23 protein-coding genes are annotated in these 23,735 nt (G+C 65.7%); all 23 read left to right on the top strand.

The annotated features are described in order from the left end of the window. Positions 1-79 precede the first annotated feature (79 nt). A complete protein-coding gene (locus tag BM009_RS00770) occupies positions 80-895 on the top strand; it encodes an inositol monophosphatase family protein (protein ID WP_093292787.1) in 816 nt (271 codons plus the stop codon). A gap of 127 nt (positions 896-1,022) precedes the next feature. Continuing rightward, a complete protein-coding gene (locus tag BM009_RS00765) occupies positions 1,023-3,491 on the top strand; it encodes a methyl-accepting chemotaxis protein (protein WP_093292786.1) in 2,469 nt (822 codons plus the stop codon). Positions 3,492-3,499: 8 nt separating this feature from the next. Beyond that, complete coding sequence (locus tag BM009_RS00760; protein ID WP_093292784.1) at positions 3,500-4,900, top strand: chemotaxis protein CheW; 1,401 nt, start codon at positions 3,500-3,502, stop codon at positions 4,898-4,900. Positions 4,901-5,029: 129 nt separating this feature from the next. Next, complete coding sequence (locus BM009_RS00755; RefSeq protein WP_084580718.1) at positions 5,030-5,404, top strand: NADH-quinone oxidoreductase subunit A; 375 nt, start codon at positions 5,030-5,032, stop codon at positions 5,402-5,404. Further along, complete coding sequence (locus BM009_RS00750) at positions 5,395-5,934, top strand: NuoB/complex I 20 kDa subunit family protein (RefSeq protein ID WP_064312156.1); 540 nt, start codon at positions 5,395-5,397, stop codon at positions 5,932-5,934. The genes BM009_RS00755 and BM009_RS00750 overlap by 10 nt, the downstream gene beginning before the upstream one ends. Then, positions 5,931-6,767, top strand: coding sequence for an NADH-quinone oxidoreductase subunit C (locus tag BM009_RS00745; protein ID WP_093292782.1), 837 nt, complete (start codon positions 5,931-5,933; stop codon positions 6,765-6,767). Before BM009_RS00750 ends, BM009_RS00745 begins: the two co-directional genes overlap by 4 nt. Continuing rightward, positions 6,764-7,993: an NADH-quinone oxidoreductase subunit D gene (locus BM009_RS00740; protein WP_093292780.1), complete on the top strand. Its 1,230-nt coding sequence runs from the start codon at positions 6,764-6,766 to the stop codon at positions 7,991-7,993. The genes BM009_RS00745 and BM009_RS00740 overlap by 4 nt, the downstream gene beginning before the upstream one ends. Continuing rightward, entirely contained in the window at positions 7,993-8,661 is a 669-nt protein-coding gene (locus BM009_RS00735; RefSeq protein WP_093292778.1) for a complex I 24 kDa subunit family protein, read from the top strand. The genes BM009_RS00740 and BM009_RS00735 overlap by 1 nt, the downstream gene beginning before the upstream one ends. Further along, positions 8,661-8,828: a hypothetical protein gene (locus BM009_RS22455; protein ID WP_157084547.1), complete on the top strand. Its 168-nt coding sequence runs from the start codon at positions 8,661-8,663 to the stop codon at positions 8,826-8,828. Before BM009_RS00735 ends, BM009_RS22455 begins: the two co-directional genes overlap by 1 nt. A gap of 1 nt (position 8,829) precedes the next feature. Next, positions 8,830-10,134: an NADH-quinone oxidoreductase subunit NuoF gene (nuoF, locus tag BM009_RS00730; RefSeq protein ID WP_093292776.1), complete on the top strand. Its 1,305-nt coding sequence runs from the start codon at positions 8,830-8,832 to the stop codon at positions 10,132-10,134. Further along, positions 10,134-12,152, top strand: a complete 2,019-nt coding sequence (gene nuoG / locus BM009_RS00725; RefSeq protein WP_093292774.1) for an NADH-quinone oxidoreductase subunit NuoG — start codon at positions 10,134-10,136, stop codon at positions 12,150-12,152. The genes nuoF and nuoG overlap by 1 nt, the downstream gene beginning before the upstream one ends. Further along, complete coding sequence (gene nuoH / locus BM009_RS00720) at positions 12,149-13,198, top strand: NADH-quinone oxidoreductase subunit NuoH (RefSeq protein WP_093292771.1); 1,050 nt, start codon at positions 12,149-12,151, stop codon at positions 13,196-13,198. The genes nuoG and nuoH overlap by 4 nt, the downstream gene beginning before the upstream one ends. Beyond that, positions 13,195-13,680: an NADH-quinone oxidoreductase subunit NuoI gene (nuoI, locus tag BM009_RS00715; protein ID WP_066718225.1), complete on the top strand. Its 486-nt coding sequence runs from the start codon at positions 13,195-13,197 to the stop codon at positions 13,678-13,680. Before nuoH ends, nuoI begins: the two co-directional genes overlap by 4 nt. A 33-nt stretch (positions 13,681-13,713) precedes the next feature. Then, positions 13,714-14,325, top strand: coding sequence for an NADH-quinone oxidoreductase subunit J (locus BM009_RS00710; protein ID WP_093292769.1), 612 nt, complete (start codon positions 13,714-13,716; stop codon positions 14,323-14,325). Beyond that, positions 14,322-14,627, top strand: coding sequence for an NADH-quinone oxidoreductase subunit NuoK (gene nuoK, locus BM009_RS00705; protein ID WP_093292767.1), 306 nt, complete (start codon positions 14,322-14,324; stop codon positions 14,625-14,627). Before BM009_RS00710 ends, nuoK begins: the two co-directional genes overlap by 4 nt. After that, positions 14,627-16,750: an NADH-quinone oxidoreductase subunit L gene (nuoL, locus tag BM009_RS00700; protein WP_093292765.1), complete on the top strand. Its 2,124-nt coding sequence runs from the start codon at positions 14,627-14,629 to the stop codon at positions 16,748-16,750. Before nuoK ends, nuoL begins: the two co-directional genes overlap by 1 nt. A gap of 7 nt (positions 16,751-16,757) precedes the next feature. Continuing rightward, positions 16,758-18,323, top strand: a complete 1,566-nt coding sequence (locus BM009_RS00695) for an NADH-quinone oxidoreductase subunit M (RefSeq protein WP_093292763.1) — start codon at positions 16,758-16,760, stop codon at positions 18,321-18,323. Next, entirely contained in the window at positions 18,323-19,780 is a 1,458-nt protein-coding gene (gene nuoN, locus BM009_RS00690) for an NADH-quinone oxidoreductase subunit NuoN (RefSeq protein WP_093292761.1), read from the top strand. The genes BM009_RS00695 and nuoN overlap by 1 nt, the downstream gene beginning before the upstream one ends. 5 nt (positions 19,781-19,785) lie before the next feature. Beyond that, a complete protein-coding gene (locus BM009_RS00685) occupies positions 19,786-20,481 on the top strand; it encodes a biotin--[acetyl-CoA-carboxylase] ligase (RefSeq protein WP_093292759.1) in 696 nt (231 codons plus the stop codon). Between the two features lie 19 nt (positions 20,482-20,500). Then, entirely contained in the window at positions 20,501-21,283 is a 783-nt protein-coding gene (locus tag BM009_RS00680; protein ID WP_093292757.1) for a type III pantothenate kinase, read from the top strand. Then, positions 21,284-22,921: a ribonuclease J gene (locus tag BM009_RS00675; protein ID WP_093292755.1), complete on the top strand. Its 1,638-nt coding sequence runs from the start codon at positions 21,284-21,286 to the stop codon at positions 22,919-22,921. A gap of 9 nt (positions 22,922-22,930) precedes the next feature. Beyond that, on the top strand, positions 22,931-23,191 hold the full coding sequence (locus BM009_RS00670; protein ID WP_093292753.1) for a DUF1467 family protein: 261 nt from the start codon (positions 22,931-22,933) through the stop codon (positions 23,189-23,191). A gap of 59 nt (positions 23,192-23,250) precedes the next feature. After that, positions 23,251-23,643 (top strand): hypothetical protein, encoded by a 393-nt coding sequence (locus BM009_RS00665; RefSeq protein ID WP_093292751.1) that lies wholly within the window; start codon positions 23,251-23,253, stop codon positions 23,641-23,643. The last annotated feature ends 92 nt before the right edge of the window (positions 23,644-23,735 follow it).

Below are 23,735 nucleotides of genomic sequence, written 5' to 3'. Positions count from 1 at the left end.
CAGGCCTGCGTCCCCTTTTCCCGTTTCGGGTCAGGCCTTCCTTAGTCCCCCGCAGTGAGCGGCAGGGAGAGAGATTGATATGGCAGCCTTTTCCGGCCTTCTCACCGTCATGGACCGTGCCGCACGCAAGGCGGCCCCCCGCCTGCGTCGCGACTTCAACGAGGTCACGCACCTGCAGGTCAGCCGCAAGGGCCCGGCCGATTTCGTGAGCATGGCCGATAAGCGCGCCGAGCAGACGCTGATCGAGGAACTGCGCAAGGCGCGGCCCGACTGGCGCATCCTGGCCGAGGAGGGCGGCGAACTGCCGGGCGATCCGGACAAGCCGCGCTTCATCGTCGATCCGCTCGACGGCACCACCAACTTCCTCCACGGCATCCCGCATTTCTCGATCGCGATCGCGGTCGAGGATCCGAACGGTGCCCAGGGCAAGCCCGAGATCACCCACGGCCTGGTCTACCAGCCGCTCACCGACGAGAGCTTCTGGGCCGAGAAGGGCCGCGGCGCCTGGCTGCAGGACCAGCGGCTGCGCGTCTCGGCGCGGCGGGACCTGTCCGAGGCGCTGATCGCGACGGGCATCCCGTTCATGGGCCATGGCAATTTTGCCGAATGGAGCCGCATCTTCGGCGCGGTGGCGCCCGAAGTGGCGGGCATCCGCCGCCTCGGCTCGGCCGCGCTCGACCTCGCCTGGGTCGCGGCGGGCCGGTTCGACGGCTATTGGGAGTCGGATCTGAAGCCGTGGGACGTCGCGGCGGGCATGCTGCTGGTCAAGGAAGCCGGCGGCTTCGTCACCGACTATCGCGGCCAGGACATGGCCATGCAGCGCAACCAGTTCCTTGCTGCGAATGACGGGCTGCATTCGAAGCTGCACAAGCTGGTCGCCAACGCCCTGCGCTGAGGCTTTCCGTACGACTACGGAGTCGGGAAATTGACCATGTTTCCCGGCTCTTTCCGTCGCGTTGCGCCCTATAAGTTCCTTAAAATGCTTTCGGCTATCGGGCCGGGCAAATTGGGACTAGCGGCGCATGAACATGGAAGTGACGGGCCTGGGCAAGGGACGGGGCGGCGTGCAGGCGGACGAGGCGTTCAGCCATGCGGTTGGAGCCGTATTTGACCGACTCTACGCGGTCGCCGAATTCAGCCCGGACGGCACGCTGACGCGCGCGAACCAGCACTTCCTCGACGCGATGGGATGCCTTCTCGAGACCGTGATCGGGCAGAATCACCGCTTCTTCTGCGATCCGGAACGCGCCGCAAGCCCCGACTATGCGGCGTTCTGGGAACGGCTGCGCGCCGGCGAGACGATCGAGGAGACCGAGCGTCGCAAGGGGTGCGACGGCAAGGATGCGTGGCTCGCCGGTTATTATGCGCCCGTTCTCGACGACAAGGGCAAGGTGAAGAACATCATCCTCATCGCCCGTGACGTACGCGGCGCACGGATGGAGGCCGCGCTCAACAGCAACACGCTCAAGGCCTTTAGCCGCGGGACGGCGATGATCGAGTTCGATCTTGCCGGTCGCGTGCTCAGCGCCAACGAGAATTTCTGCACGCTGATGGGCTACAAGGCCGAGGAGATCGTCGGCCAGCAGCACCGCATCTTCTGCACCGAGGACTATGCACGCTCGCCCGCCTATCGCCAGTTCTGGGATCGTCTCGGGCGCGGCGAATTCGACGGCGGCCTGTACAAGCGGGTGGCGAAGGACGGCACCGATCGCTGGATCCAGGCGACCTACAGCCCGATCCTCGATCACGAGGGGCAGCCGGTGAAGGTCATCAAGTTCGCGATGGACGTCACCAAGCAGCAAGTCGAAAGCGCCGAGGCCGCCGGCAAGCTCGCGGCGATCGATCGCTCGACCGCAGTGATCGAGTTCGACACCAACGGCTATGCCATCGGTGCAAACGACATGTTCCTCCAGATCATGGGCTATGAGCGCAGCGAGCTGATCGGCAAGCACCACCGCACCTGCTGCGACCCGGACCATGTGAAGGGCGAGGAGTATAATAATTTCTGGCGCGCGCTGGCCGCCGGCGAATATCAGGCAGGCATCTTTCCGCGGATCGGCAAGGACGGCCGGCGCGTGTGGATCCGCGCCACCTACAACCCGATCGTCGATGCCGACGGCAAGCTGATCAAGGTTGTCAAATACGCCTATGACATCACCGATCAGAAGCAGCGCGCCGCCGATGCCGAAGGCAAGGTCGCTGCGATCAGCCGCGCCCAGGCGGTGATCGAATTCACCCCCGAAGGCGTCGTGCTGGAAGCGAACGACAATTTCCTGACTACTACCGGCTATCGCCGCGAAGACGTGGTCGGCAAGCACCACAAGATGTTCTGCGATGCCGAGCTGGTCAATTCGCAGGAATATTCGCGCTTCTGGGCGGATCTGGCGCACGGCGAATATGTCGCCGGGGATTTCCGCCGCCGCAACAAAGCGGGCGAGGAGATCTGGCTCAACGCGACCTACAACCCGATCTTTGACGGGCTCGGCAACGTCGTGAAGGTCGTCAAGTTCGCCCACGACATCACCGAGCGCAAGAAGGCCGCGATCGAGGGCAAGAGCCGTGCCCAGGCGGTGGATCGCAGCCTGGCCACGATCGAATTCAGCCTCGACGGCGAGATCCTCACCGCCAACGAGAATTTCCTCTCGACCATGGGCTATACCCTGCGCGAGATCCAGGGCCGGCACCACTCGATGTTCGTCGACCCGGCGCACCTCAAGTCCAAGGAATATGGCGACTTCTGGCGCGCGCTTGGCCGCGGCGAGGGCCAGTCCGGGCGCTTCCACCGGATCGGCAAATATGATCGCGACGTGTTCATCCAGGCAAGCTACTCGCCGGTGTTCGATCTGCAGGGCAATCCGGCGCGGGTGATCAAATATGCCTATGACGTTACCGACCAGGTGATGCTCGAGCGCAAGATCGCGGCCAAGACCGAGCAGATGCAGGGCGTCGTCGGCGACCTTTCCGAGGCGATCAAGACGATCAGCGACGGCGCATCGAGCGCGACGGGCCTCGCCAGCGAGACCCAGGCTGCCGCCGATCGCGGTACCAGCGCGATCGAGGGCACGATTGAATCGATGGAGCTGATGGCGGCATCGTCGAAGAAGATCGCCAGCATCGTCGACGTGATTGGCGACCTTGCCGGCCAGACCAACCTGCTCGCCTTCAACGCCGCGATCGAGGCCGCGCGCGCCGGCGAGCATGGCGTCGGCTTCTCGATCGTCGCTGAAGAGGTGCGCAAGCTTGCCGAGCGCAGCGCCTCGGCGGCCGAGGAAATCAATCGCCTGATCGGGGAATCTAGCGAGCGCGTCACCCAGGGCACCGAACGCTCGCGCTCGGCGCGCGACGCCTTCGCAGCCATTGCGGGATGCGTCGACAAGACGACCGGCGCAATCTCGGGCATCGCCCAGTCGGTCGGTGCGCAGCGTGAGACGTCGCGCCAGGTGGTGGCGATGATCGACGAACTCGCGACCTCCACCCACAGCAAGATCTGAGCAGGACCATGGGGACCGAGCTCACCGCACCGGTCGGGGAGGCGGGGCGGCGCCATATCGATGTCGGGTTGCTCCGGCTGTGCGGGATCGAACTCGCGGTGCCAGTAGACTGGGTGCGCGAAGTCGTACCGTGTTCGGCAGCGATGGGGCCGTGCTTCGGCAGCCATCCGGCGCTGATCGGCTCAATCGGGGTTCGCGGCGACGTCATCCCGGTTGTCGATGTGACCGTGCTGCTCGGCTTTGGCGAGCGGACGGGCAGGGGCGGCACGATCGTGGTGCTGCGTAAGGACGACGTGCTGCTCGGGCTGCGGATCGACACGGTCTCGGGCCTGTACCGGGTGCCGGTGTCGGCGGTGCGCGAATTGGTCGACTCGGGCGGGGCGGCACGGCTGGTCGATCGGGCCTTTGTCCGCGAGGAGCATCTTGTCGGCATCCTCGATCCCGAGGCGCTGTTCGCGATGCCCGACCTGCCGCTGGTGCGCTGCCATGCGCGCGAAGGCGACAGCACCGCGCTCTCGCGCGCCCGACCATTCGTGCTGGTGACCGTCGCTGGGGTCGACATCGCGATCGACAGCCATCTGGTGGAGAGCACCGCGCCGGCAGTCAGCCTGCGGCGCTGCGCCGTCCCGGCCCCCGGCTGGGCGCGCAACGTCAATTATCTCGGTCGCGACGTCCGCGTCTTCGACCAGCTGGCGACGCTCGGCCTCGACGGCGCGACTCCGGAGGAGTCGCCGGGTCCAGTGATCCTGCTGCGCATCGCTCCGGACAAGCTGGTCGGCTGGCATGTCGAAAGCGTGCGCAGCGTCGCCCGCATTCCCGACGACAGGTTCGGCCCGGTCCCGGCGGGGCTTGCTGCGCGCAGCGCGCTGTTCGCGGGCATCGCCACCGATCCGGCGGGCGGCCAGAACCTGGTGCTCGACACCGAGGCGGTGCGTGCCGATCCGGCGATCAAGGCAATGGCGGCGCTGTGCCGTGCGCCGGCACAGGCGGAGGGGCGCACGACCATCGCGGCGCGCGAGGGCGCGGCGTCGAACAACGCCTTCCTGATCTTCGATACCGGCGCACGCCTGCTCGCCACCCCGTTGGACGCGATCCGCGAGGTCGTGCCGTTTCGCGGGCTTTCCTCGCGAGTCGAGGATTATTCGGGCCTGTGCGGTCTTGCTGATCATCGCGGCGCACCGGTCTCCGTCTATGGCGTCGAACCGGATGTCGCTCCCGACGACGCCAAGCTGCTGATCATCGCCCGCGACGAGGCGGGGCAGGGGGCACGCGGCTTCCTAGCGCAGCGCCTGGCGACGATCATCAACGCCCCTGCGCTCCCTGTCCCGGGGGGCAGTCCGGGCGCTCGATTCATTCCCGCAACGATCGACGGCACCGCCCATTCCATCCGAATTCATACGCTTGGCTGAAGCCCCGCCGGACGCGTTCAGCGGTGCTTAACAATTGCGAATGATTCTCAGCGGTTCCAGGCCTTGCCGCACCGGGATCATGGTCCTAGAAGCCGCTCAAGATTCCGCAGTCGCGAGAAGAGAAGGCCATTGGTCGACCTGTCACAATATCTGCCGATCCTGATATTCCTCGGGATTGCCCTGTTGCTCTCGGGCACGTTCGTGTTCCTGCCGATGCTCGTGTCGCGCCTCACCGGCACGAACAAGCCGACGCCGGAGAAGCTCACCGAATATGAGTGCGGCTTTCCCGCCTTCGAGGATTCGCGCAGTCAGTTCGACGTGCGCTTCTACCTCGTCGCGATCCTGTTCATCGTCTTCGATCTGGAAGCTGCCTTCCTGTATCCGTGGGCGGTGAGCGTGTTCAAGCTGGGCTGGACGGCCTGGTTCTCGATGATGATCTTCGTTGCCGAGCTGGCGCTCGGCCTGATTTATGCGTGGAAGAAGGGAGCCCTGGAATGGGAGTAGAGCTTTCGTCGGCGCCTCCGGCCGGTACGCTCCCGGACGTCGGTTTCCTCAACGACATCAATGCCGAGATTTCGGACAAGGGTTTCCTGGTCACCTCCACCGAGGAGCTGTTCCAGTGGGCCCGTACCGGCTCGCTCTGGTGGATGACCTTCGGCCTGGCGTGCTGTGCGGTGGAGATGATCCACGTCAACATGCCGCGCTACGACATGGAGCGGTTCGGTGCCGCCCCGCGCGCCAGCCCGCGCCAGTCGGACGTGATGATCGTCGCGGGCACGCTGTGCAACAAGATGGCGCCGGCACTGCGCCGGGTCTATGACCAGATGTCGGAACCGAAATACGTGATTTCGATGGGCAGCTGCGCCAATGGCGGCGGCTATTACCACTATAGCTACAGCGTCGTGCGCGGCTGCGATCGCGTGGTGCCCGTGGACATCTACGTCCCCGGCTGCCCGCCGACCGCCGAGGCGCTGCTCTACGGCGTGATGCAGCTGCAGCGGAAGATCCGCCGCATCGGGAGCCTGGACCGGTGAGGGCGCCGGCTCCCCGCTATGCCGCAAACGACGGCGTGATCGAGGCGGCCACGGCCGCGCTCGGTGACATGCTGGTCGAGGCGAAGGATGCCGTGGGCGAGGTGTCGCTCACCGTCGTCCGCGAGAAGCTGTGCGACGCGATGATCGCGCTGCGCGACACGCCGGGCCTGGAATACCAGCAGCTCAGCGAGATCGCCGGTGTCGACTATCCGCAGCGCGCGGAGCGGTTCGACGTCGTCTACCAGCTGCTCTCGTTCACCCGGAACCATCGCATCCGCGTCCGCGTCACCACCGACGAGGAAAAGCCCGTGCCGAGCGTGACGGATATCTGGCCGGTGGCCGGCTGGCTCGAGCGCGAGACGTACGACATGTACGGCGTGCTGTTCTCGGGCAATGACGACCTCCGCCGCATCCTGACCGACTATGGCTTCCAGGGGCATCCGCTGCGCAAGGACTTCCCGATGACCGGGTATGTCGAAGTGCGCTACTCGGAAGAGGCGAAGCGCGTGGTCTATGAGCCGGTCAGCCTGGCCCAGGACTTCCGCAACTTCGACTTCATGAGCCCGTGGGAAGGCGCCAAATACGTCCTCCCCGGCGACGAGAAGGCCGCGCAGCCGGAAGCCAAGGGCGCACCGACGCCGGCCAAGGCCGATGATGTCGTCAAGGCCGACACCGCTGCCGCCAAGAGCGAGCCTGCGCAGGGCAAGGACAGCAAGACCACCGACAGCCCGGCCCAGACCGGTGCCGGTCAGCCGCACCCGGGCAACCAGCCCGGCGAGAAGCCCAAGGATCCGGACGTCGTCCCGACCAAGGGCGAAGGGCAGAACAAATGAGCGATACCGTCGACAAGATCATGGAGCGCGATATCGACCCGGCGACGGGCGATACCTCGATTGCGAACTACACGATCAACTTCGGCCCGCAGCATCCCGCGGCGCACGGCGTGCTCCGTCTCGTCACCGAACTGGACGGCGAGATCATCGAGCGCATCGATCCGCATGTCGGCCTGCTCCACCGCGGCACCGAGAAGCTGATCGAGTACAAGACCTACACCCAGGCGCTGCCGTACTTCGATCGCTTCGATTACTGCTCGCCGCTGGCGATGGAGCACAGCTATGTGCTCGCGGTCGAGAAGCTGCTCGATCTCGAGGTGCCGCTGCGCGGCCAGTATCTGCGCGTGCTGTTCGCCGAGCTGACCCGCATCTGCAATCACATGCTGAACCTGGGTTCGCACGTGATGGACGTCGGCGCGATGACGCCGAACCTGTGGATGTTCGAGATCCGCGAGGACTGCCTGAACTTCTTCGAGCGGGCCTCGGGTGCGCGCATGCACTCGAACTATTACCGCGTCGGCGGGGTTCGCCAGGACGTGCCGATCAAGCTGCTCAACGACATCGCGGAATGGCTCGACACGCGCCTGCCGCGGCTGTTCGGCGACGCGATCAGCCTGGTCGCCGAGAACCGCATCTTCAAGCAGCGCAACGTCGACATCGCGACGGTGAGCCGCGAGGACGCGATCAAGTGGGGCTTCTCCGGCCCGATGATCCGCGCCGCCGGCATTCCTTGGGACATCCGCCGCTCGCAGCCCTATGACGTGTACGACCGCGTCGACTTCGAAATCCCGGTCGGCACCCGCGGCGATTGCTATGATCGCTTCATGGTCCGCGTCGAGGAAGTCTACCAGTCGGCCCGCATCATCAAGCAGTGCATCCAGGACATGCCGGAAGGCCCGGTCCTGACGCTCGACCGCAAGGTCGGCGCGCCGAAGCGCGGCGAGATGAAGCAGTCGATGGAAGCGCTGATCCATCACTTCAAGCTCTTCACCGAAGGCTATCACGTGCCGGCCGGCGAAGTGTATGTCGCGACCGAAAGCCCCAAGGGCGAGTTCGGCGTGTATCTGGTGTCCGACGGCACCAACAAACCCTATCGCTGCAAGGTGCGCCCGACCGCGTTCAGCCACCTGCAGGCGATGGACTTCATGTCCAAGGGGCACATGCTGGCGGACATCACCGCCATCCTGGGCGCCATGGATATCGTTTTCGGTGAATGTGACCGCTGATGGCTGACGCTCCTCAACTCCCCGACGAAGCCGAAGTGCGCGCGCGCTGGGGCGCTTTCGCCTGGACGCCGGCCAATGCCGAGAAGGCGCGCGAGATCATGGCGCGCTATCCGGCGGGTCGCCAGATGTCGTGCACCATCCCGTTCCTCGACCTGGCGCAGCGCCAGGTGGGTGCCGAGACGAACACGCAGGGCTGGCTGCCGGTTCCGGTGATCGAGTTCGTCGCGCGCCAACTGGACATGCCCTATATCCGCGTGTTCGAGGTCGCGACTTTCTACACCATGTTCAACCTGGTGCCGGTCGGCCGCTACCATGTGCAGGTCTGCGGCACGACGCCGTGCATGCTGCGCGGGTCGGACGACGTGATGGCCGCGTGCAAGTCGCGCGGGCTCAAGAAGGGCCACACCACCGCGGACGGGCTGTTCACGCTCACCGAGGTCGAGTGCATGGGCAATTGCTCGTCGGCGCCGATGGTGCAGATCAACGACGACAATTTCGAAGATCTCGATTATGATCGCACGCTCGCGATCCTGGATGCGCTGGCCAAGGGCGAGAGCCCCAAGACCGGCACGCAGGAGCCGGGCCGCCACACCGTCGAGCCGCTGGGCGGACCGACGACGCTTACCGCGATGGTGAGCGAGAATCATGACTATCGGGGCGAATGGTGATGCGGGGCAACAGCCTCATCGTCACCATCCTGGCCATCATCGGCGGCATCGTCGTGCTCGGCTGGGTGCTCAAGCTTGCATTTAACTTGATCGGGACGCTCGTCCTGATCGGTCTGGCCGTAGTCTTCTATCTGTTCGTACAGAAGCTGGTCGGGAAGGGACGCTAAGGTGCTTCAGGACAAGGACCGCATCTTCACCAATCTCTACGGCTACCAGTCGTGGCATCTCGACGCGGCGCGTGCGCGCGGCGCCTGGGATAACACCAAGGCGCTGCTGGAGCTTGGGCAGGACACCATCATCGACCGCATCAAGGCCTCGGGCCTGCGCGGGCGCGGCGGTGCCGGCTTCCCGACGGGCATGAAGTGGAGCTTCATGCCGAAGAACCCGACGCCCGAGCGTCCGAGCTTCCTCGTCATCAACGCCGACGAGTCCGAGCCCGGTTCGTGCAAGGACCGCGAGATCATCCGCCACGATCCGCACCTGCTGATCGAAGGCGCGCTGGTCGCGGGCTTCGCGATGCGCGCGCGTGCGGCGTACATCTACATCCGCGGCGAATATATCCGCGAGGCCGAGACGCTGTTCGCGGCGGTCGCCGAGGCCTATGCCGCCGGCCTGCTGGGCAAGAATGCCTGCGGTTCGGGCTACGACTTCGACGTCTTCGTCCATCGCGGCGCCGGCGCGTATATCTGCGGCGAAGAAACCGCGATGATCGAGAGCCTGGAAGGCAAGAAGGGCCAGCCGCGCCTCAAGCCGCCATTCCCGGCGGGTGCAGGCCTCTATGGCTGCCCGACGACGGTCAACAATGTCGAGTCGATCGCGGTCGCGCCGACGATCCTGCGCCGCAGCCCCGAATGGTTCGCCAGCTTTGGCAACGAGAACAACAAGGGCACCAAGCTCTTCCAGATCTCGGGCCATGTCGAGAAGCCCTGCGTGGTCGAGGAGTCGATGTCGATCTCCTTCCGCGAGCTGATCGAGAAGCATTGCGGCGGCATCCGCGGCGGCTGGGACAATCTGCTCGCGGTGATCCCGGGCGGTTCGTCGGTGCCGCTGGTGCCGGCAGCCCAGATCATGGACTGCGCGATGGATTTCGACGGCCTCAAGGCAGTCGGGTCGGGCCTCGGCACCGCCGCGGTGATCGTGATGGACAAGTCGACCGACATTGTCCGCGCGATTAGCCGGCTCTCCTACTTCTACAAGCATGAGAGCTGCGGCCAGTGCACCCCGTGCCGCGAAGGCACCGGCTGGATGTGGCGCGTGATGGAGCGGCTGCGCACCGGCGACGCCGACATCAGCGAGATCGACACGCTGCAGCAGGTGACCAAGCAGGTCGAAGGCCACACCATCTGCGCCCTGGGCGACGCGGCCGCCTGGCCGATCCAGGGCCTGATCAAGCATTTCCGCCCGGAAATGGAGCGCCGTATCAACGAGCGCCGTTCGGGCGGCCTCGAAACCATGCAAGAGGCGGCAGAGTAATGCCCAAGCTCAAGGTTGACGGAATCGAAGTCGAGGTGCCGCAGGGCGCCACCGTGCTCCAGGCCTGCGAGGCCGCGGGCAAGGAGATTCCGCGTTTCTGCTATCATGAACGGCTGAGCATCGCCGGCAATTGCCGCATGTGCCTGGTCGAGGTGAAGCCCGGACCGCCCAAGCCCCAGGCTTCGTGCGCGCTGCCGGCCGCCGACAATCAGGAAGTCCGCACCGACAGCCCGATGGTGAAGGCCGCGCGCGAAGGCGTGATGGAATTCCTGCTGATCAACCACCCGCTCGATTGCCCGATCTGCGATCAGGGCGGCGAGTGCGACCTGCAGGACCAGTCGGTTGCGTACGGTCGCGGCCAGTCGCGCTATGAGGAAAACAAGCGCGCGGTCACCGAGAAGTATATGGGCCCCATCATCAAGACGGTGATGACCCGCTGCATCCAGTGCACCCGCTGCGTTCGCTTCGGCGAGGAAGTGGCCGGCGTGGAGGATATCGGCGCGATCTATCGCGGCGAGAACATGCAGATCACGACCTATCTCGAAAAGGCGTTCAAGAGCGAGCTTTCGGGCAATGTCGCGGACCTGTGCCCGGTCGGCGCGCTGACCCACAAGCCGGTCGCGTTCGAATATCGCCCCTGGGAGCTCAAGCGGAACCTGTCGATCGACGTGATGGACGCGGTCGGCACCAACATCCGCCTCGACAGCCGTGGCCGTCAGGTGATGCGCGTCCTGCCGCGCATCAACGAGGACGTGAACGAGGAGTGGGCGCACGACAAGACCCGCTACCATGTCGACGCGCTGGTCCGCCGCCGTCTCGACCGCCCGTTCGTCCGCAAGGACGGCAAGCTGGTCCCGGCGACGTGGGAAGAAGCGTTCGACGCGATTGCGGGCGTGGCGGCGACTGCGGGTTCGAGCGTCGCGGCGATCGCCGGCGACCTGCTCGACGCCGAGACTATGTATGCCGCCAAGGCGCTGGTGAAGGCGTTCGGTTCGGACCTGCTCGAAGGCCGCCAGACCGGCATGGCCTATGACACGTCGAGCCTGTCGGCGGTGGCGTTCAACACCACCATCGCGGCGCTCGAAGACGCCGATGCGATCCTGCTGGTCGGCACCAACCTGCGCTGGGAAGCGCCGCTGGTGAACACCCGCGTGCGCAAGGCGATCAAGCGCGGCGCCAAGGTGTTCGCGATCGGGCCGGAAGTCGATCTCACCTACAAGGTCGAGTGGCTGGGTGACGATCTGGGGCTGCTGAACAGCCTGCCGGAGAATCTCGCCCAGGCGATCGACAATGCCAAGAAGCCGGCGCTGATCCTCGGCCCCGGCGCGCTCAAGAACGGCCATGGTGCCGCACTCGCGATCGCCGGTGCCTTCCAGCGCGCCGCGACCGAGACCGAAGCGGCATGGAACGGCTTCAACGTCGTCCACACCGCGGCGGCGCGGATGGCCGGCCTGATGCTCGGCTATGCGCAGAAGGGCGGCATTGCCGACATCGTCGCGGCCGCGCCGAAGCTCGCCTTCTTCCTGGGCGCCGACGAAGTGGACTTCTCCAAGTTCGCCGGCAGCTTCAAGGTCTATATCGGCCATCATGGCGACCAGGGCGCGCATCATGCCGATGTGATCCTGCCGGGCGCCACCTATGCCGAGAAGCCGGGCACCTATGTGAACCTGGAAGGCCGCGTGCAGCGCGCCGATCGCGCGGTGTTCGCACCGGGCGAGGCGCGCGAGGACTGGACGATCCTGCGCGCGCTCTCCGAGAAGCTCGGCCGCACGCTGCCGTTCGACAGCTTCGACGAGCTGCGCGCCGCGATGGCGAGCGAGGTTCCGGCGCTGGGCCAGGAAGGTCTGGCCGAACTCGCGTGGAACCCGCCCTCGCTGGCGGCCCAGGCATCGGGTCCGGTGACTTATCCGGTCGCCGACTTCTATCTCACCAACGCCATCTGCCGTGCGTCGCCGACGATGCAGCGCTGCTCGGCCGAACTGCTCCATGGCGAAGACTTCGCAGAGGCCGCAGAATGACCTCCTGGTTCACCTATCTCGGCCTGCCGTACGGACTGGCCTGGACCGTCGCCACGGTCATCGACATCCTGGTCATCGCGCTGCCGGTGATGCTGGCCGTCGCCATGATCATCTACGCCGATCGCAAGATCTGGGCGGCGATGGCGCTGCGCCGCGGTCCGAACGTCGTCGGCCCGCTCGGCCTGATGCAGTCCTTCGCCGACGGCCTGAAGGTGTTCCTACAGGAAACCATCGTGCCGTCGGGCGCGAACAAGGGCCTGTTCCTGCTCGCGCCGATCATCACCTTCACGGTCGCGCTGATCGTGTGGGCAGTGGTGCCGTTCCAGGCGGGCGTCGCGCTGTCGAACATCAATGTCGGCCTGCTCTATGTGCTCGCGGCCTCGTCGCTGGGCGTGTACGGCATCATCCTCGCCGGCTGGTCGTCCAACTCCAAGTACCCGTTCTACTCGGCGATCCGCGCGGCCGCGCAGATGGTGAGCTACGAAGTCTCGATCGGCTTCGTGCTGATCTCGGTGATCCTGTGGGCCGGCACCTTCAATCTCGGCGGCATCGTCGAGGCGCAGAAGGGCTATTACGGCTTCGTCAACGGCAACTTCGTCAACCCGCTGCTCTTCCCGATGGCGATCGTGTTCTTCATCTCGTCGCTCGCCGAGACGCAGCGCGCGCCGTTCGACCTGACCGAAGCGGAGTCGGAACTGGTCGCGGGCTATCAAACCGAATATTCGTCGATGGCTTTCGCGCTCTACTGGCTCGGCGAGTATGCCAATGTCATCCTGATGTGCGCGCTCAACGCGACGCTGTTCTGGGGTGGCTATCTGCCGCCGTTCGACTGGGCGCCGCTCTACATGGTGCCGGGCATCCTGTGGCTGTTCGCCAAGATGCTGTTCTTCTTCTTCTGCTTCAGCTGGGTGAAGGCTACCGTCCCGCGCTATCGCTATGACCAGCTGATGCGCCTGGGCTGGAAGATCTTCCTGCCGCTGTCGCTTCTCTTCGTCTTCCTCGTTTCCGGGTACCTGATGCTGACCCGGGTTGGAGTGCCCGCATGAGCGTCGGTAGTTTCATTCGCACCTGGACTCTGTGGGAGTTCGTGAAGGCGCATGCCCTGACCTTGAAGTATTTCTTCAAGCCCAAGGCGACGATCAACTATCCGTACGAGAAGAACCCGCTCTCGCCCCGCTTCCGCGGCGAGCATGCGCTGCGCCGCTATCCCAACGGCGAAGAGCGCTGCATCGCGTGCAAGCTGTGCGAGGCGGTGTGCCCGGCGCTGGCGATCACGATCGAGGCCGAACCGCGCGACGACGGCAGCCGCCGCACGACGCGCTACGACATCGACATGACCAAGTGCATTTACTGCGGCCTGTGCCAGGAAGCGTGCCCGGTCGATGCGATCGTCGAGGGGCCGAATTTCGAATTTTCTACCGAGACGCGGGAAGAGCTGATTTATCAGAAGGATAAGCTGCTCGCGAACGGCGACCGCTGGGAACGCGCCATTGCGGCGAACCTTGCCGCCGACGCGCCGTACCGTTAAGCGCCGCACCATTCAAAGGGGCCATCCGATTCCGTGATCCAGCTTCTCGCCTTTTACCTGTTCGCGATCATCGTGTGCGTCTCCGGCGCCTGCACGATCCTGTCGCGTAACCCGGTACATTCCGTCCTCTGGCTCATCCTGGCGTTCTTCAACGCCGCGGGCCTGATGGTGCTCGTGGGCGCCGAATTCATCGCCATGCTGCTGGTGATCGTCTATGTCGGCGCGGTCGCGGTGCTCTTCCTGTTCGTCGTGATGATGCTCGACATCGACTTCACCGAGCTCCGCGCGGGCGTGATGAAGTACGCCGCCGTGGGCGCGCTGCTCGCCATCGCGCTGGTCGCCGAGATCATCGTCGCGGTGGGCGCGTGGAGCGCCGGCACGCTGGCGCTCGGCCGTCGCGTCGCCCCGGTGGCGGACGGCGTGCCCAACATTGAGGCGATCGGTGCGCTGCTCTATACGCGCTATCTGTTCGTGTTCGAAGGCGCCGGCCTGGTGCTGCTCGTCGCGATGATCGGTGCGATCGTGCTGACCTACCGCAAGCGCAGCGACGTGCGGCCGCAGAATGTCGGCCGCCAGAACGCCCGTCGCGCCAAGGATGCCACCCGCAACATGAACCCGGCAGTCGGGCAGGGGATGGATCTGTGATCACGCTCACCCATTATCTGGTCGTCTCGGCCATCCTGTTCACCATGGGGGTGCTCGGCATCTTCATGAACCGGAAGAACCTGATCGTCATCCTGATGGCGATCGAGCTCATCCTGCTTGCCGTGAACCTCAATTTCGTCGCCTTCTCGTCGTTCCTGCACGACCTGGTGGGCCAGGTGTTCGCGATGTTCGTCCTGACCGTCGCTGCCGGTGAGGCCGCGATCGGCCTTGCCATCCTGGTCATCTATTTCCGCGGTCGCGGCACGATTTCGGTCGACGACGTCAATCGGATGAAGGGCTGATGTCGTCCATTCTGATCATCGTATTCCTGCCGCTCCTCGCGGCAGCCGTTGCGGGGCTCGTGAACAAGTCGTTCGGCGCCGCGGTCCCCAAGATCCTCACCACGGGCTCGCTGTTCGTGGCGTGCGGCCTCTCCTGGCCGATCTTCCTCTCGTACCTGGCCGGCACTGCCGCGCCGACGGTCACCCCGGTGCTGCACTGGATGACCTCGGGCACGATGAGCTTCGCCTGGGAACTGCGCGTCGACGCGCTGACCGCGGTGATGCTGGTGGTGGTCACCAGCGTTTCGGCGCTCGTCCACCTCTATAGCTGGGGCTATATGAGCGAGGAGCCGGATCAGCCGCGCTTCTTCGCGTATCTGAGCCTGTTCACCTTCGCGATGCTGATGCTCGTGACCGCGAACAACCTGGTGCAGATGTTCTTCGGCTGGGAAGGCGTGGGTCTCGCGTCCTACCTGCTGATCGGCTTCTGGTTCCGCAAGCCCAGCGCCAATGCCGCCGCGATCAAGGCCTTCGTGGTCAACCGCGTCGGCGACCTTGGCTTCATGCTCGGCATCTTCGGCGTGTTCCTGGTGTTCGGCACCGTCGACATCCCGACGATCCTGGCGGCGGCGCCGAACCATGCGGGTTCGACGATCGGCTTCCTCGGCCACCGCTTCGACACGATCACCGTGCTCTGCCTGCTGCTGTTCGTCGGCGCCATGGGCAAGTCGGCCCAACTCGGCCTGCACACCTGGTTGCCGGACGCGATGGAAGGCCCGACGCCTGTGTCGGCGCTGATCCACGCCGCCACCATGGTGACCGCGGGCGTGTTCATGGTCTGCCGCATGTCGCCGCTGTTCGAGCAGAGCGCGGTCGCGATGCACGTCGTGATGGTGATCGGCGCAGCCACCTGCTTCTTCGCCGCCACCGTCGGCACGACGCAGACCGACATCAAGCGCGTGATCGCCTATTCGACCTGTTCGCAGCTCGGCTATATGTTCTTCGCAGCGGGCGTCGGCGCCTATGGCGCGGCGATGTTCCACCTGTTCACGCACGCCTTCTTCAAGGCGCTGCTGTTCCTCGGCGCCGGCTCGGTGATCCATGCGATGCACCACGAGCAGGACATGCGCTACTATGGCGGCCTCTGGAAGAAGATCCCGATCACCTACACGGCGATGATGGCGGGCACGCTCGCGATCACCGGCGTCGGCATCCCCGCGCTGTTCGGCAACCCGGTGGCGTTCGGCTTCGCCGGCTTCCACTCGAAGGACGCGATCATCGAGGCGAGCTTCGCCTCGGGCAACACCGGCGTGTTCTGGGTCGGCGTGGTCGTCGCGCTGCTGACGAGCTTCTACTCGTGGCGCGTGGTGTTCCTTACCTTCCACGGCAAGCCGCGCTGGGCCGCTTCCGAGCACATCCAGCATGCGGTGCACGACGCGCACGGCCATGGTCATCACGACGATCATGCCCACGACACGCACGGCCATGGCAGCGAGCATGCCAATGCGCCGGCGCAGGAGGATGCGGGTCACACGCCGCACGGCAGCCATGCGCTCCACGCGCACGAGGCCGAGGGCACGGCGGGCTACCACCCGCACGAGAGCCCGCTGGTCATGCTGATCCCGCTGATCCTGCTGTCGATCGGCGCGGTCGCCGCTGGCTTCGTCTTCCACGGCGCGTTCATCGAACCGACCGCGGGCGAGACCTACTGGCACGGCGCGCTCGCCTTCAACGAGCATTTGATGCACGCGATGCACGAGGTGCCGGTGTGGGTGAAGCTCTCGGCCACGGTGGCGATGCTGCTGGGCCTGGGCACCGCGATCTTCGCCTATATCGTTTCGCCGGGCTTCCCGGCGGCCTTCGCCGAGCAGGTGCGTCCGCTGTATCTGTTCCTGCTCAACAAGTGGTATTTCGACGAGCTCTACAATCTGCTCTTCGTGCGTCCCGCATTCGCCATCGGGCGGCTGTTCTGGAAGCGCGGCGACGAGCAGACGATCGACCGGTTCGGCCCCAATGGCGCGGCGCGCCTGGTGCAGTTCGGAAGCTTCGGGGCCGTCAAGCTGCAATCGGGGTATCTCTACACCTATGCCTTCGTCATGCTGATCGGGCTCACGGCCGCGCTCACCTGGGTCATTGCGAGGTGATGGACAAATGACCGGCTTTCCGATCCTTTCCGTCCTGCTCGCCGTGCCCGCGATTGCCGCGGTGCTCTGCCTGTTCGTCGGTGCACAGGGGGCGCGGTGGACCGCGCTCCTCGCGACCCTCGTCAACCTGGCGCTGGGTGCCTGGCTCTGGACCCAGTTCCAGCATGGCGACGGCGCCGCGCAGTGGCAGTTCGTCGAGCATGTGACGCTGTTCAAGATGGGCGGCGTCGAGTTCTCCTGGGCGCTCGGCATCGACGGCTTCGCCTTCCTGCTGATCGAGCTTTCGCTGTTCCTGATGCCGATCTGCATCGGCGCCAGCTGGCTCTCGGTCACCAAGCGCGTGCCCGAATATATGGCGGCATTCCTCGCGACCGAAGTGCTGATGATCGGCACCTTCGCCGCGCAGGACCTGTTCCTGTTCTACGTCTTCTTCGAAGGCGGCCTGATCCCGATGTACCTGATCATCGGCATCTGGGGCGGCGTGAACCGCATCTACGCGTCGTACAAGTTCTTCCTGTACACGCTGCTCGGCTCGCTGCTGATGCTGATCGCCATGATCTTCATGGTGCTGAGCACCGGCACCGCTTCGATCCCGGTGCTGATGGCGCACGACTTCCCGGCCAACTGGCAGACCTGGCTGTGGCTGGCCTTCTTCGCCTCGTTCGCGGTGAAGATGCCGATGTGGCCGGTCCACACCTGGCTTCCCGACGCGCACGTGCAGGCGCCGACCGCAGGCTCGGTCATCCTGGCGGGCGTGCTGCTGAAGCTCGGCGGCTACGGCTTCCTGCGCTTCTCGCTGCCGATGTTCCCGGTCGCCTCGGTGCAGTTCATGGGGCTGGTGTTCGCGCTGTCCTGCGTGGCGGTGGTCTACACCTCGCTCGTTGCCCTGGTTCAGAGCGACATGAAGAAGCTGATCGCCTATTCGTCGGTGGCGCACATGGCGATCGTCACCATGGGTCTGTTCGCCTTCAACGCGAACGGCATCGACGGTGCGATGATGGTGATGCTGGGCCACGGCGTGGTCTCGGGCGCGCTGTTCCTGTGCGTCGGCATCATCTATGATCGCCTGCACACCCGCGAGATCGACCGCTATGGCGGTCTGGCGATCAACATGCCGCGCTATGCCGTGCTGTTCCTGCTGTTCACCATGGCCTCGATCGGCCTGCCGGGCACCAGCAACTTCGTCGGCGAATTCTTCAGCCTCGCCGGCGTGTACCAGGTCTCGACCTGGACCGCGCTGATCGGCACCACCGGCATCATCCTCGGCGCCGCCTATATGCTCTACCTGTTCCGTCGGGTGGTGTGGGGCGACCTGACCAAGGACGATGTGAAGGCGATGCCGGATCTCGACGGTCGCGAAGTGGCGATGCTCGTTGCGCTGGCTGCCGTGGTGCTGTGGATGGGCGTGTACCCGACCAGCTTCACCGCACCGATGCGCGCGGACGTCGCGCGGCTGACGCAGCGTCTCGATGTCGCCGCGCACACCGCGTCGATCAGCGACTCCAAGCCCACGCCGGGTTCGCCGCAGGCGGCGCCCGCCCATGAAGCCTCCGCGCACGGGGAGGCGCACTGATGTCCTATTCGATGCAACTAATGATGACGCTGCCCGAGCTGGTGCTCGCGGCCGGTTCGATCGTCCTGATGCTGGTCGCCGCCTGGGGCGGCCAGGCATCGACCAAGCTGGTGAGCTGGGCCTCGGTGGCGCTGCTCGCCGGTGCCGGCATCGCGCTGGCGGGGCCGGCCTCGACCGGCGGCGTCGCGTTCGGCGGCCTGTTCCGCGCGGACGCCTTCGCGACCTTCGCCAAGGTGGTGATCTATGCCGCCGCAGCGGTGTCGATCCTCGTCGCGCCGGGCTTCTTTCAGCGCACCTCGGGTGAGGATCTGCGTCCGGAATATCCGGTGCTGATCCTGCTCTCCACGGTCGGCATGGGCATGATGGTGTCGGCGGGCGATCTGCTGACCCTCTATGTCGGTCTCGAGCTGCAGAGCCTCTCGGCGTACATCCTCGCCAGCTTCATGCGGCGGGACACGCGCTCGGCGGAAGCGGGCCTCAAGTACTTCGTTTTGGGCGCGCTGGCCTCGGGCATCCTGCTCTACGGCATCAGCCTGGTCTATGGCTTCGCCGGCACGACGCTGTTCGACGGCATTGCCGACGCCTATAGCGTCGCGACCAGCGGCAGCCAGCATACCGGCTTGCTGTTCGGCCTGGTGTTCGTGTTCGCCGGTCTTGCCTTCAAGATCTCGGCCGTGCCGTTCCACATGTGGACGCCGGACGTGTATGAAGGCGCGCCGACCCCGGTCACCGCCTATTTCGCCTCGGCGCCCAAGGTGGCGGCGGTGGCGATGGCGGTGCGTGTCGCGGTCGATGCGATGGGCCCGGCGATCCTCGAATGGCGCCAGATCGTGATCTTCGCCTCGCTCGCGTCGATCATCTTCGGTGCCGTGGCGGCGATCGGCCAGACGAACATCAAGCGCCTGCTCGCCTATTCGTCGATCAACAATGTCGGCTTCGCGCTGATCGGCCTTGCCGCCGGTGGCGAGGAAGGCGTGGCGAGCGTGCTCGTCTACATGGCGATCTATGTCGTCATGACGATCGGCGGCTTCCTGGTGGTGCTGCAGATGCGCGGCGAGGATGGCGAGCAGATCGAGACGATCGCGAGCCTTTCGGGCATGTCGCGCACGCGGCCGGGCCTGGCGCTGGCGCTGGCGATCTTCATGTTCAGCCTTGCCGGCATCCCGCCGCTGCTCGGCTTCTTCGCCAAGCTGGGCGTGTTCATCGCCGCGGTGCATGCGGGCCTGACCGCGTTCGCCACGGTGGGTGCCGCTGCCTCGACGATCGGTGCCTATTATTACCTCAAGATCGTCAAGACGATGTACTTCGACGAGCCGGCCCCGGCCTTTGCCGGCAAGACCAATCTGGTCGAGGGCGGTCTGATCGCGGTCAGCGCGGTCGTGATCTCGCCGATCGGGTGGCTGGTGTTCGGTGCGCTCGGCACCTGGTCGCTGGTCGCTGCGAAGGCGCTGTTCTGACGCCTGTGATACGTACCGTCGCCGAGACGGGATCGACCAATGCCGACATCCTTTCCCTGGCGCTTACGGGCGCTGGGGAAGGGCTGTGGCTCCGGGCCGAACGCCAGACCGCCGGCAAGGGCCGGCAGGGGCGTGCCTGGGTCTCGCCTGCGGGCAATCTCTACATTTCGACATTGGCCCGGGTGCGGCCGACCGATCCCTCGCCGGCGACGCTGGCGCTGCTGTCGGCCGTGGCGCTGGAAGAGGCGGTGCGGGCGTTCGGCGTAGCGCCGATGCTCAAATGGCCCAACGACCTGCTGGTAGAGGGCGCCAAGCTCTCCGGCATCCTGCTCGAGCGGGCTGGGGACGCGATCGCGGTCGGCATCGGCGTCAACCTGGCCGCCGCGCCAGAGGGGCTCGATCGCGCCGCGACCAGCCTCGCCGCGCAGGGCGTCACCGTCGCGCCCGACATCTTCGCCGAGGTACTTGCCGAGAGCTTCGCCCGTTGGCTGGAGCGCTGGCGGGGCGAGGGCATGTGGCCGGTGCGCGAGCGCTGGCTCGCCAAGGCGCATTCCGAAGGCACCGCGCTCACCGCCCGGCTTGCCGACGGCTCCAGTTTCGACGGGCTGTTCGGTGGGCTGGATTCGAGCGGGGCGCTGATCCTGCGCTTGGCCGACGGCACGACCCGTGCCATTCACGCGGGCGACGTGTTCCTGCTGTAACGAGGAAGAGGGAAGGGCGATGCTGCTCGCGATCGACGCCGGCAATACCAATGTCGTGTTCGCGCTGGTGGACGGCGGCGAGATTCGCGCCCGCTGGCGCATCGCCACCGATCCGCGCCGCACCGCCGACGAATATGCCGTGTGGCTCAGCCAGTTGCTGGCGCTGGAGGGCTTTGATCGGGCCGCGGTGACCGGCGTGATCGTCGGCACGGTGGTGCCGCGGGCGCTCCACAACCTGCAGGTGCTCGCCAGCAAATATTTCAAGACCGAAGCGGTGATCGCCGGCAAGGGCAATGCCGAATGGGGCTTCCCGCTAGACGTCGACGAGCCGCAGAATCTCGGCGCCGACCGCGCGCTCAACGTGCTCGCCGGCCATGCGCGCCACGCCGGCGACCTGATCATCATCGATTTCGGCACGGCGACCACGTTCGACGTGGTCGATTATCGCGGCGCCTATAAGGGCGGGATCATCGCGCCAGGCATCAACCTGTCGCTCGACGCACTGGTCACCGCCGCGGCCAAGCTGCCGCGCATCGCCATCTCGGCGCCAGAGACCGCCAGCGTGGTCGGCCGCAACACCGTCGACCAGATGCATATTGGCATCTACTGGGGCTATGTGGCGATGATCGAGGGGCTGGTCGCGCGGCTGAAGGCCGAAGTGGGCAGGCCGCTCAAGGTTATTGCGACGGGTGGGCTGGCGATTCTCTTCGAAACGCATACATCGGTATTCGATACGATCGAGCCCGACCTCACCATCCAGGGCTTGGCGATGCTGTGGGAACGCAGCCAGCAAGGAAATTAAGTGACTCCAAGAAACGAACTGCTCTTCCTCGCCCTTGGTGGCTCGGGCGAGATTGGCATGAACGTCAATCTCTATGGCTGCGACGGCAAGTGGCTGATGGTCGATTGCGGCATCACCTTCGGCGACGCCAGCTATCCGGGCATCGACGTGATCCTGCCCGACCTCCAGTTCATCGAGGACCGGGTGGACGACCTGCTCGGCATCGTGCTGACGCACGGGCATGAGGACCATATCGGCGCGCTGCCCTATCTCGCCGCCGATCTCGGCGTGCCGCTCTACGCGACGCCGTTCACCGCCGGGCTGATCCACGGCAAGCTGGCCGAAGAGGGCATCGACGACCGCGTCGAGCTGAACGTGGTCAAGGAAGAGGGGCCGTTCGATATCGGCCCGTTCACGATCACCTATACCCCGCTCGCCCACTCGATCCCCGAGGGCAATGCGGTGCTGATCGAGACGCCGTACGGCAAGGTGTTCCACACCGGCGACTGGAAGCTCGACGAAGCGCCCTCGCTGGGCGGATCGGCGACCGCCGAGGAACTGACCGCGATCGGCGACAAGGGCGTGCTCGCGCTCGTCTGCGATTCGACCAACGTGTTCAATCCCGAAGCCTCGGGCTCGGAAGCGGACGTGCGCAAGGGCTTGGACGAGGTGGTGGCCGGCGCCAAGGGCCGCGTGCTCGTCACCACCTTCGCCTCGAACGCGGCGCGGCTGCAGACGCTGGGCGAGGTCGCCCGCGACACCGGGCGCGAGCTTTGCGTCGCCGGGCGCTCGCTCGACCGCATCATCCGCGTCGCCAAGGCGACCGGCTATCTGCGCGATTTCCCCGAGCTGATCGACTTCGACAAGGCGATGACGCTGCCGGCCTCGCGCGTGCTGATCGTCGCCACCGGCGGCCAGGGCGAGCCCCGCGCCGCGCTCAACCGCATCGCCGAGGGCAGCCATGTGCTCAAGCTCCACCAGGGCGACCTGGTGGTGTTCTCCTCGCGCCAGATCCCGGGCAACGAAATCGCGATCGGCAAGATCATGAACACGCTCGCTGACAAGGGCGTCGACATCATCACCGACCGCCAGGCCTTCGTGCACGTGTCGGGCCATCCGGGGCGGCCCGAGCTGGCCGAGATGTACAAGTGGATCCGGCCGGAGATCATCGTGCCGGTGCACGGCGAGATCCGCCACATGCACGAACAGGCGCGTTTCGCGCTGGAGCAGGGCGTGCCCAAGGCGGTGAAGCAGCAGAATGGCGAGATCATCCGCCTCGCGCCCAACGGCCCGGCCAAGATCGGTCATGCGCCGGTCGGCCGTCTCGTGCTCGACGGTGACGTGATCCTGCCCGCCGACGGCGCGACAATGAGCGAGCGCCGCCGGATTGCGCTGTACGGCCAGATGTCGGTCGCGGTGGCGATCGATCGCAAGTGCAAGCTGCTCGGTGCCCCCCAGATCCGCGTACAGGGCGTGCCGGTGGAAGAGGACCGCGAGGACCTGATCGAAGCCGCAGCAGATGCCGCTGCCGAGGCGGTGAAGAAGGACTGGCGCGATCGCGAGAAGCTGCGCGAGTCGCTGCGGCTCGCGGTACGGCGGGTTGCGGTGCGCTTCACCGGGAAGAAGCCGGTGGTGGACGTGCTGCTGATCGAGGCGTAACCTCCGCCCATGAAGTGGCAGTCGGCGCTCGCGATCTATACGCTCTTCTGGGCGATGTCGGTGTTCTTCGTGCTGCCCTTCGGGGTGCGGACCAGCGAGGAGGCGGGCGTGCCGCTTGTCCCCGGACAGGCGCCGAGCGCGCCGCACAGCTTCAATCCGATGCGGATCGTCGTGCGCACCACGATCCTCTCGGCGGTGCTCTTCACGGCCTTCTACCTCAACTATGTCTATGGCTGGGTGACCGCCGACATGCTCGACTGGACGCGGTAACTAACAGCAAAATAACCTTTTATGGGCGCTAGGCTGCTCCGGTTGCCTATAAGAGCTGGATGGAAGACCTGCGCCGCCACCATGCCCAGATGCTCGCCGCGCTCGACGAACTCGAGCAACTTACCCAAGCTCCAGATTGCGACGAGAAGGTTGTAACGGCGGTACGCTACCGCCTGACCCGTGCGAGCAGCGCGCGGCGGCGCGAAGTGGTCGCGCTGTGCGAGCGTCTCCTTGCGGCGGGGGCAAGCGACCCCGCGCTGAAGGCCCTACGCGATGCGACCAATGCCTCGCGCGGTACCTCCAGCAGCCATATCGGTACCTGGACGCTGCGCCAGGTGGTCGCGGACTGGCCCGGCTATGTCCGCGCGTCGAACGCGATGCGCGCGGCGCTGCGTCGGGAAGTCGAGCGCGAAGTTGCGGTGCTCACCCCGCATTTCGTCGAGGCTATGTGAACGTTCACATTGATGTCATCTTCGCTTGCCATGCGCTGCGGATGAGGTTTGCATCTCCCCGCTGACGGCGGTGGCCGGGTGCCTGCCGCACC

It is taken from the genome of Sphingomonas sp. NFR04 (genome assembly GCF_900114095.1).
In the GTDB taxonomy this organism is placed as follows: Bacteria; Pseudomonadota; Alphaproteobacteria; order Sphingomonadales; family Sphingomonadaceae; genus Sphingomonas.
Note: the sequence above shows the minus strand (reverse complement) of the source record. Positions and strands in the feature narration are given on the sequence as shown.

Coding starts and splice junctions, on each gene's coding strand:
- nuoH (WP_093292771.1), top strand. CDS start 12,149: ATGACCTCCTGGTTCACCTATCTCGGCCTGCCGTACGGACTGGCCTGG.
- BM009_RS22455 (WP_157084547.1), top strand. CDS start 8,661: ATGCGGGGCAACAGCCTCATCGTCACCATCCTGGCCATCATCGGCGGC.
- BM009_RS00765 (WP_093292786.1), top strand. CDS start 1,023: ATGAACATGGAAGTGACGGGCCTGGGCAAGGGACGGGGCGGCGTGCAG.
- nuoN (WP_093292761.1), top strand. CDS start 18,323: ATGTCCTATTCGATGCAACTAATGATGACGCTGCCCGAGCTGGTGCTC.
- nuoL (WP_093292765.1), top strand. CDS start 14,627: ATGTCGTCCATTCTGATCATCGTATTCCTGCCGCTCCTCGCGGCAGCC.
- BM009_RS00750 (WP_064312156.1), top strand. CDS start 5,395: ATGGGAGTAGAGCTTTCGTCGGCGCCTCCGGCCGGTACGCTCCCGGAC.
- BM009_RS00680 (WP_093292757.1), top strand. CDS start 20,501: ATGCTGCTCGCGATCGACGCCGGCAATACCAATGTCGTGTTCGCGCTG.
- nuoG (WP_093292774.1), top strand. CDS start 10,134: ATGCCCAAGCTCAAGGTTGACGGAATCGAAGTCGAGGTGCCGCAGGGC.
- BM009_RS00770 (WP_093292787.1), top strand. CDS start 80: ATGGCAGCCTTTTCCGGCCTTCTCACCGTCATGGACCGTGCCGCACGC.
- BM009_RS00740 (WP_093292780.1), top strand. CDS start 6,764: ATGAGCGATACCGTCGACAAGATCATGGAGCGCGATATCGACCCGGCG.
- BM009_RS00735 (WP_093292778.1), top strand. CDS start 7,993: ATGGCTGACGCTCCTCAACTCCCCGACGAAGCCGAAGTGCGCGCGCGC.
- BM009_RS00695 (WP_093292763.1), top strand. CDS start 16,758: ATGACCGGCTTTCCGATCCTTTCCGTCCTGCTCGCCGTGCCCGCGATT.
- BM009_RS00670 (WP_093292753.1), top strand. CDS start 22,931: ATGAAGTGGCAGTCGGCGCTCGCGATCTATACGCTCTTCTGGGCGATG.
- BM009_RS00760 (WP_093292784.1), top strand. CDS start 3,500: ATGGGGACCGAGCTCACCGCACCGGTCGGGGAGGCGGGGCGGCGCCAT.
- nuoI (WP_066718225.1), top strand. CDS start 13,195: ATGAGCGTCGGTAGTTTCATTCGCACCTGGACTCTGTGGGAGTTCGTG.
- BM009_RS00665 (WP_093292751.1), top strand. CDS start 23,251: ATGGAAGACCTGCGCCGCCACCATGCCCAGATGCTCGCCGCGCTCGAC.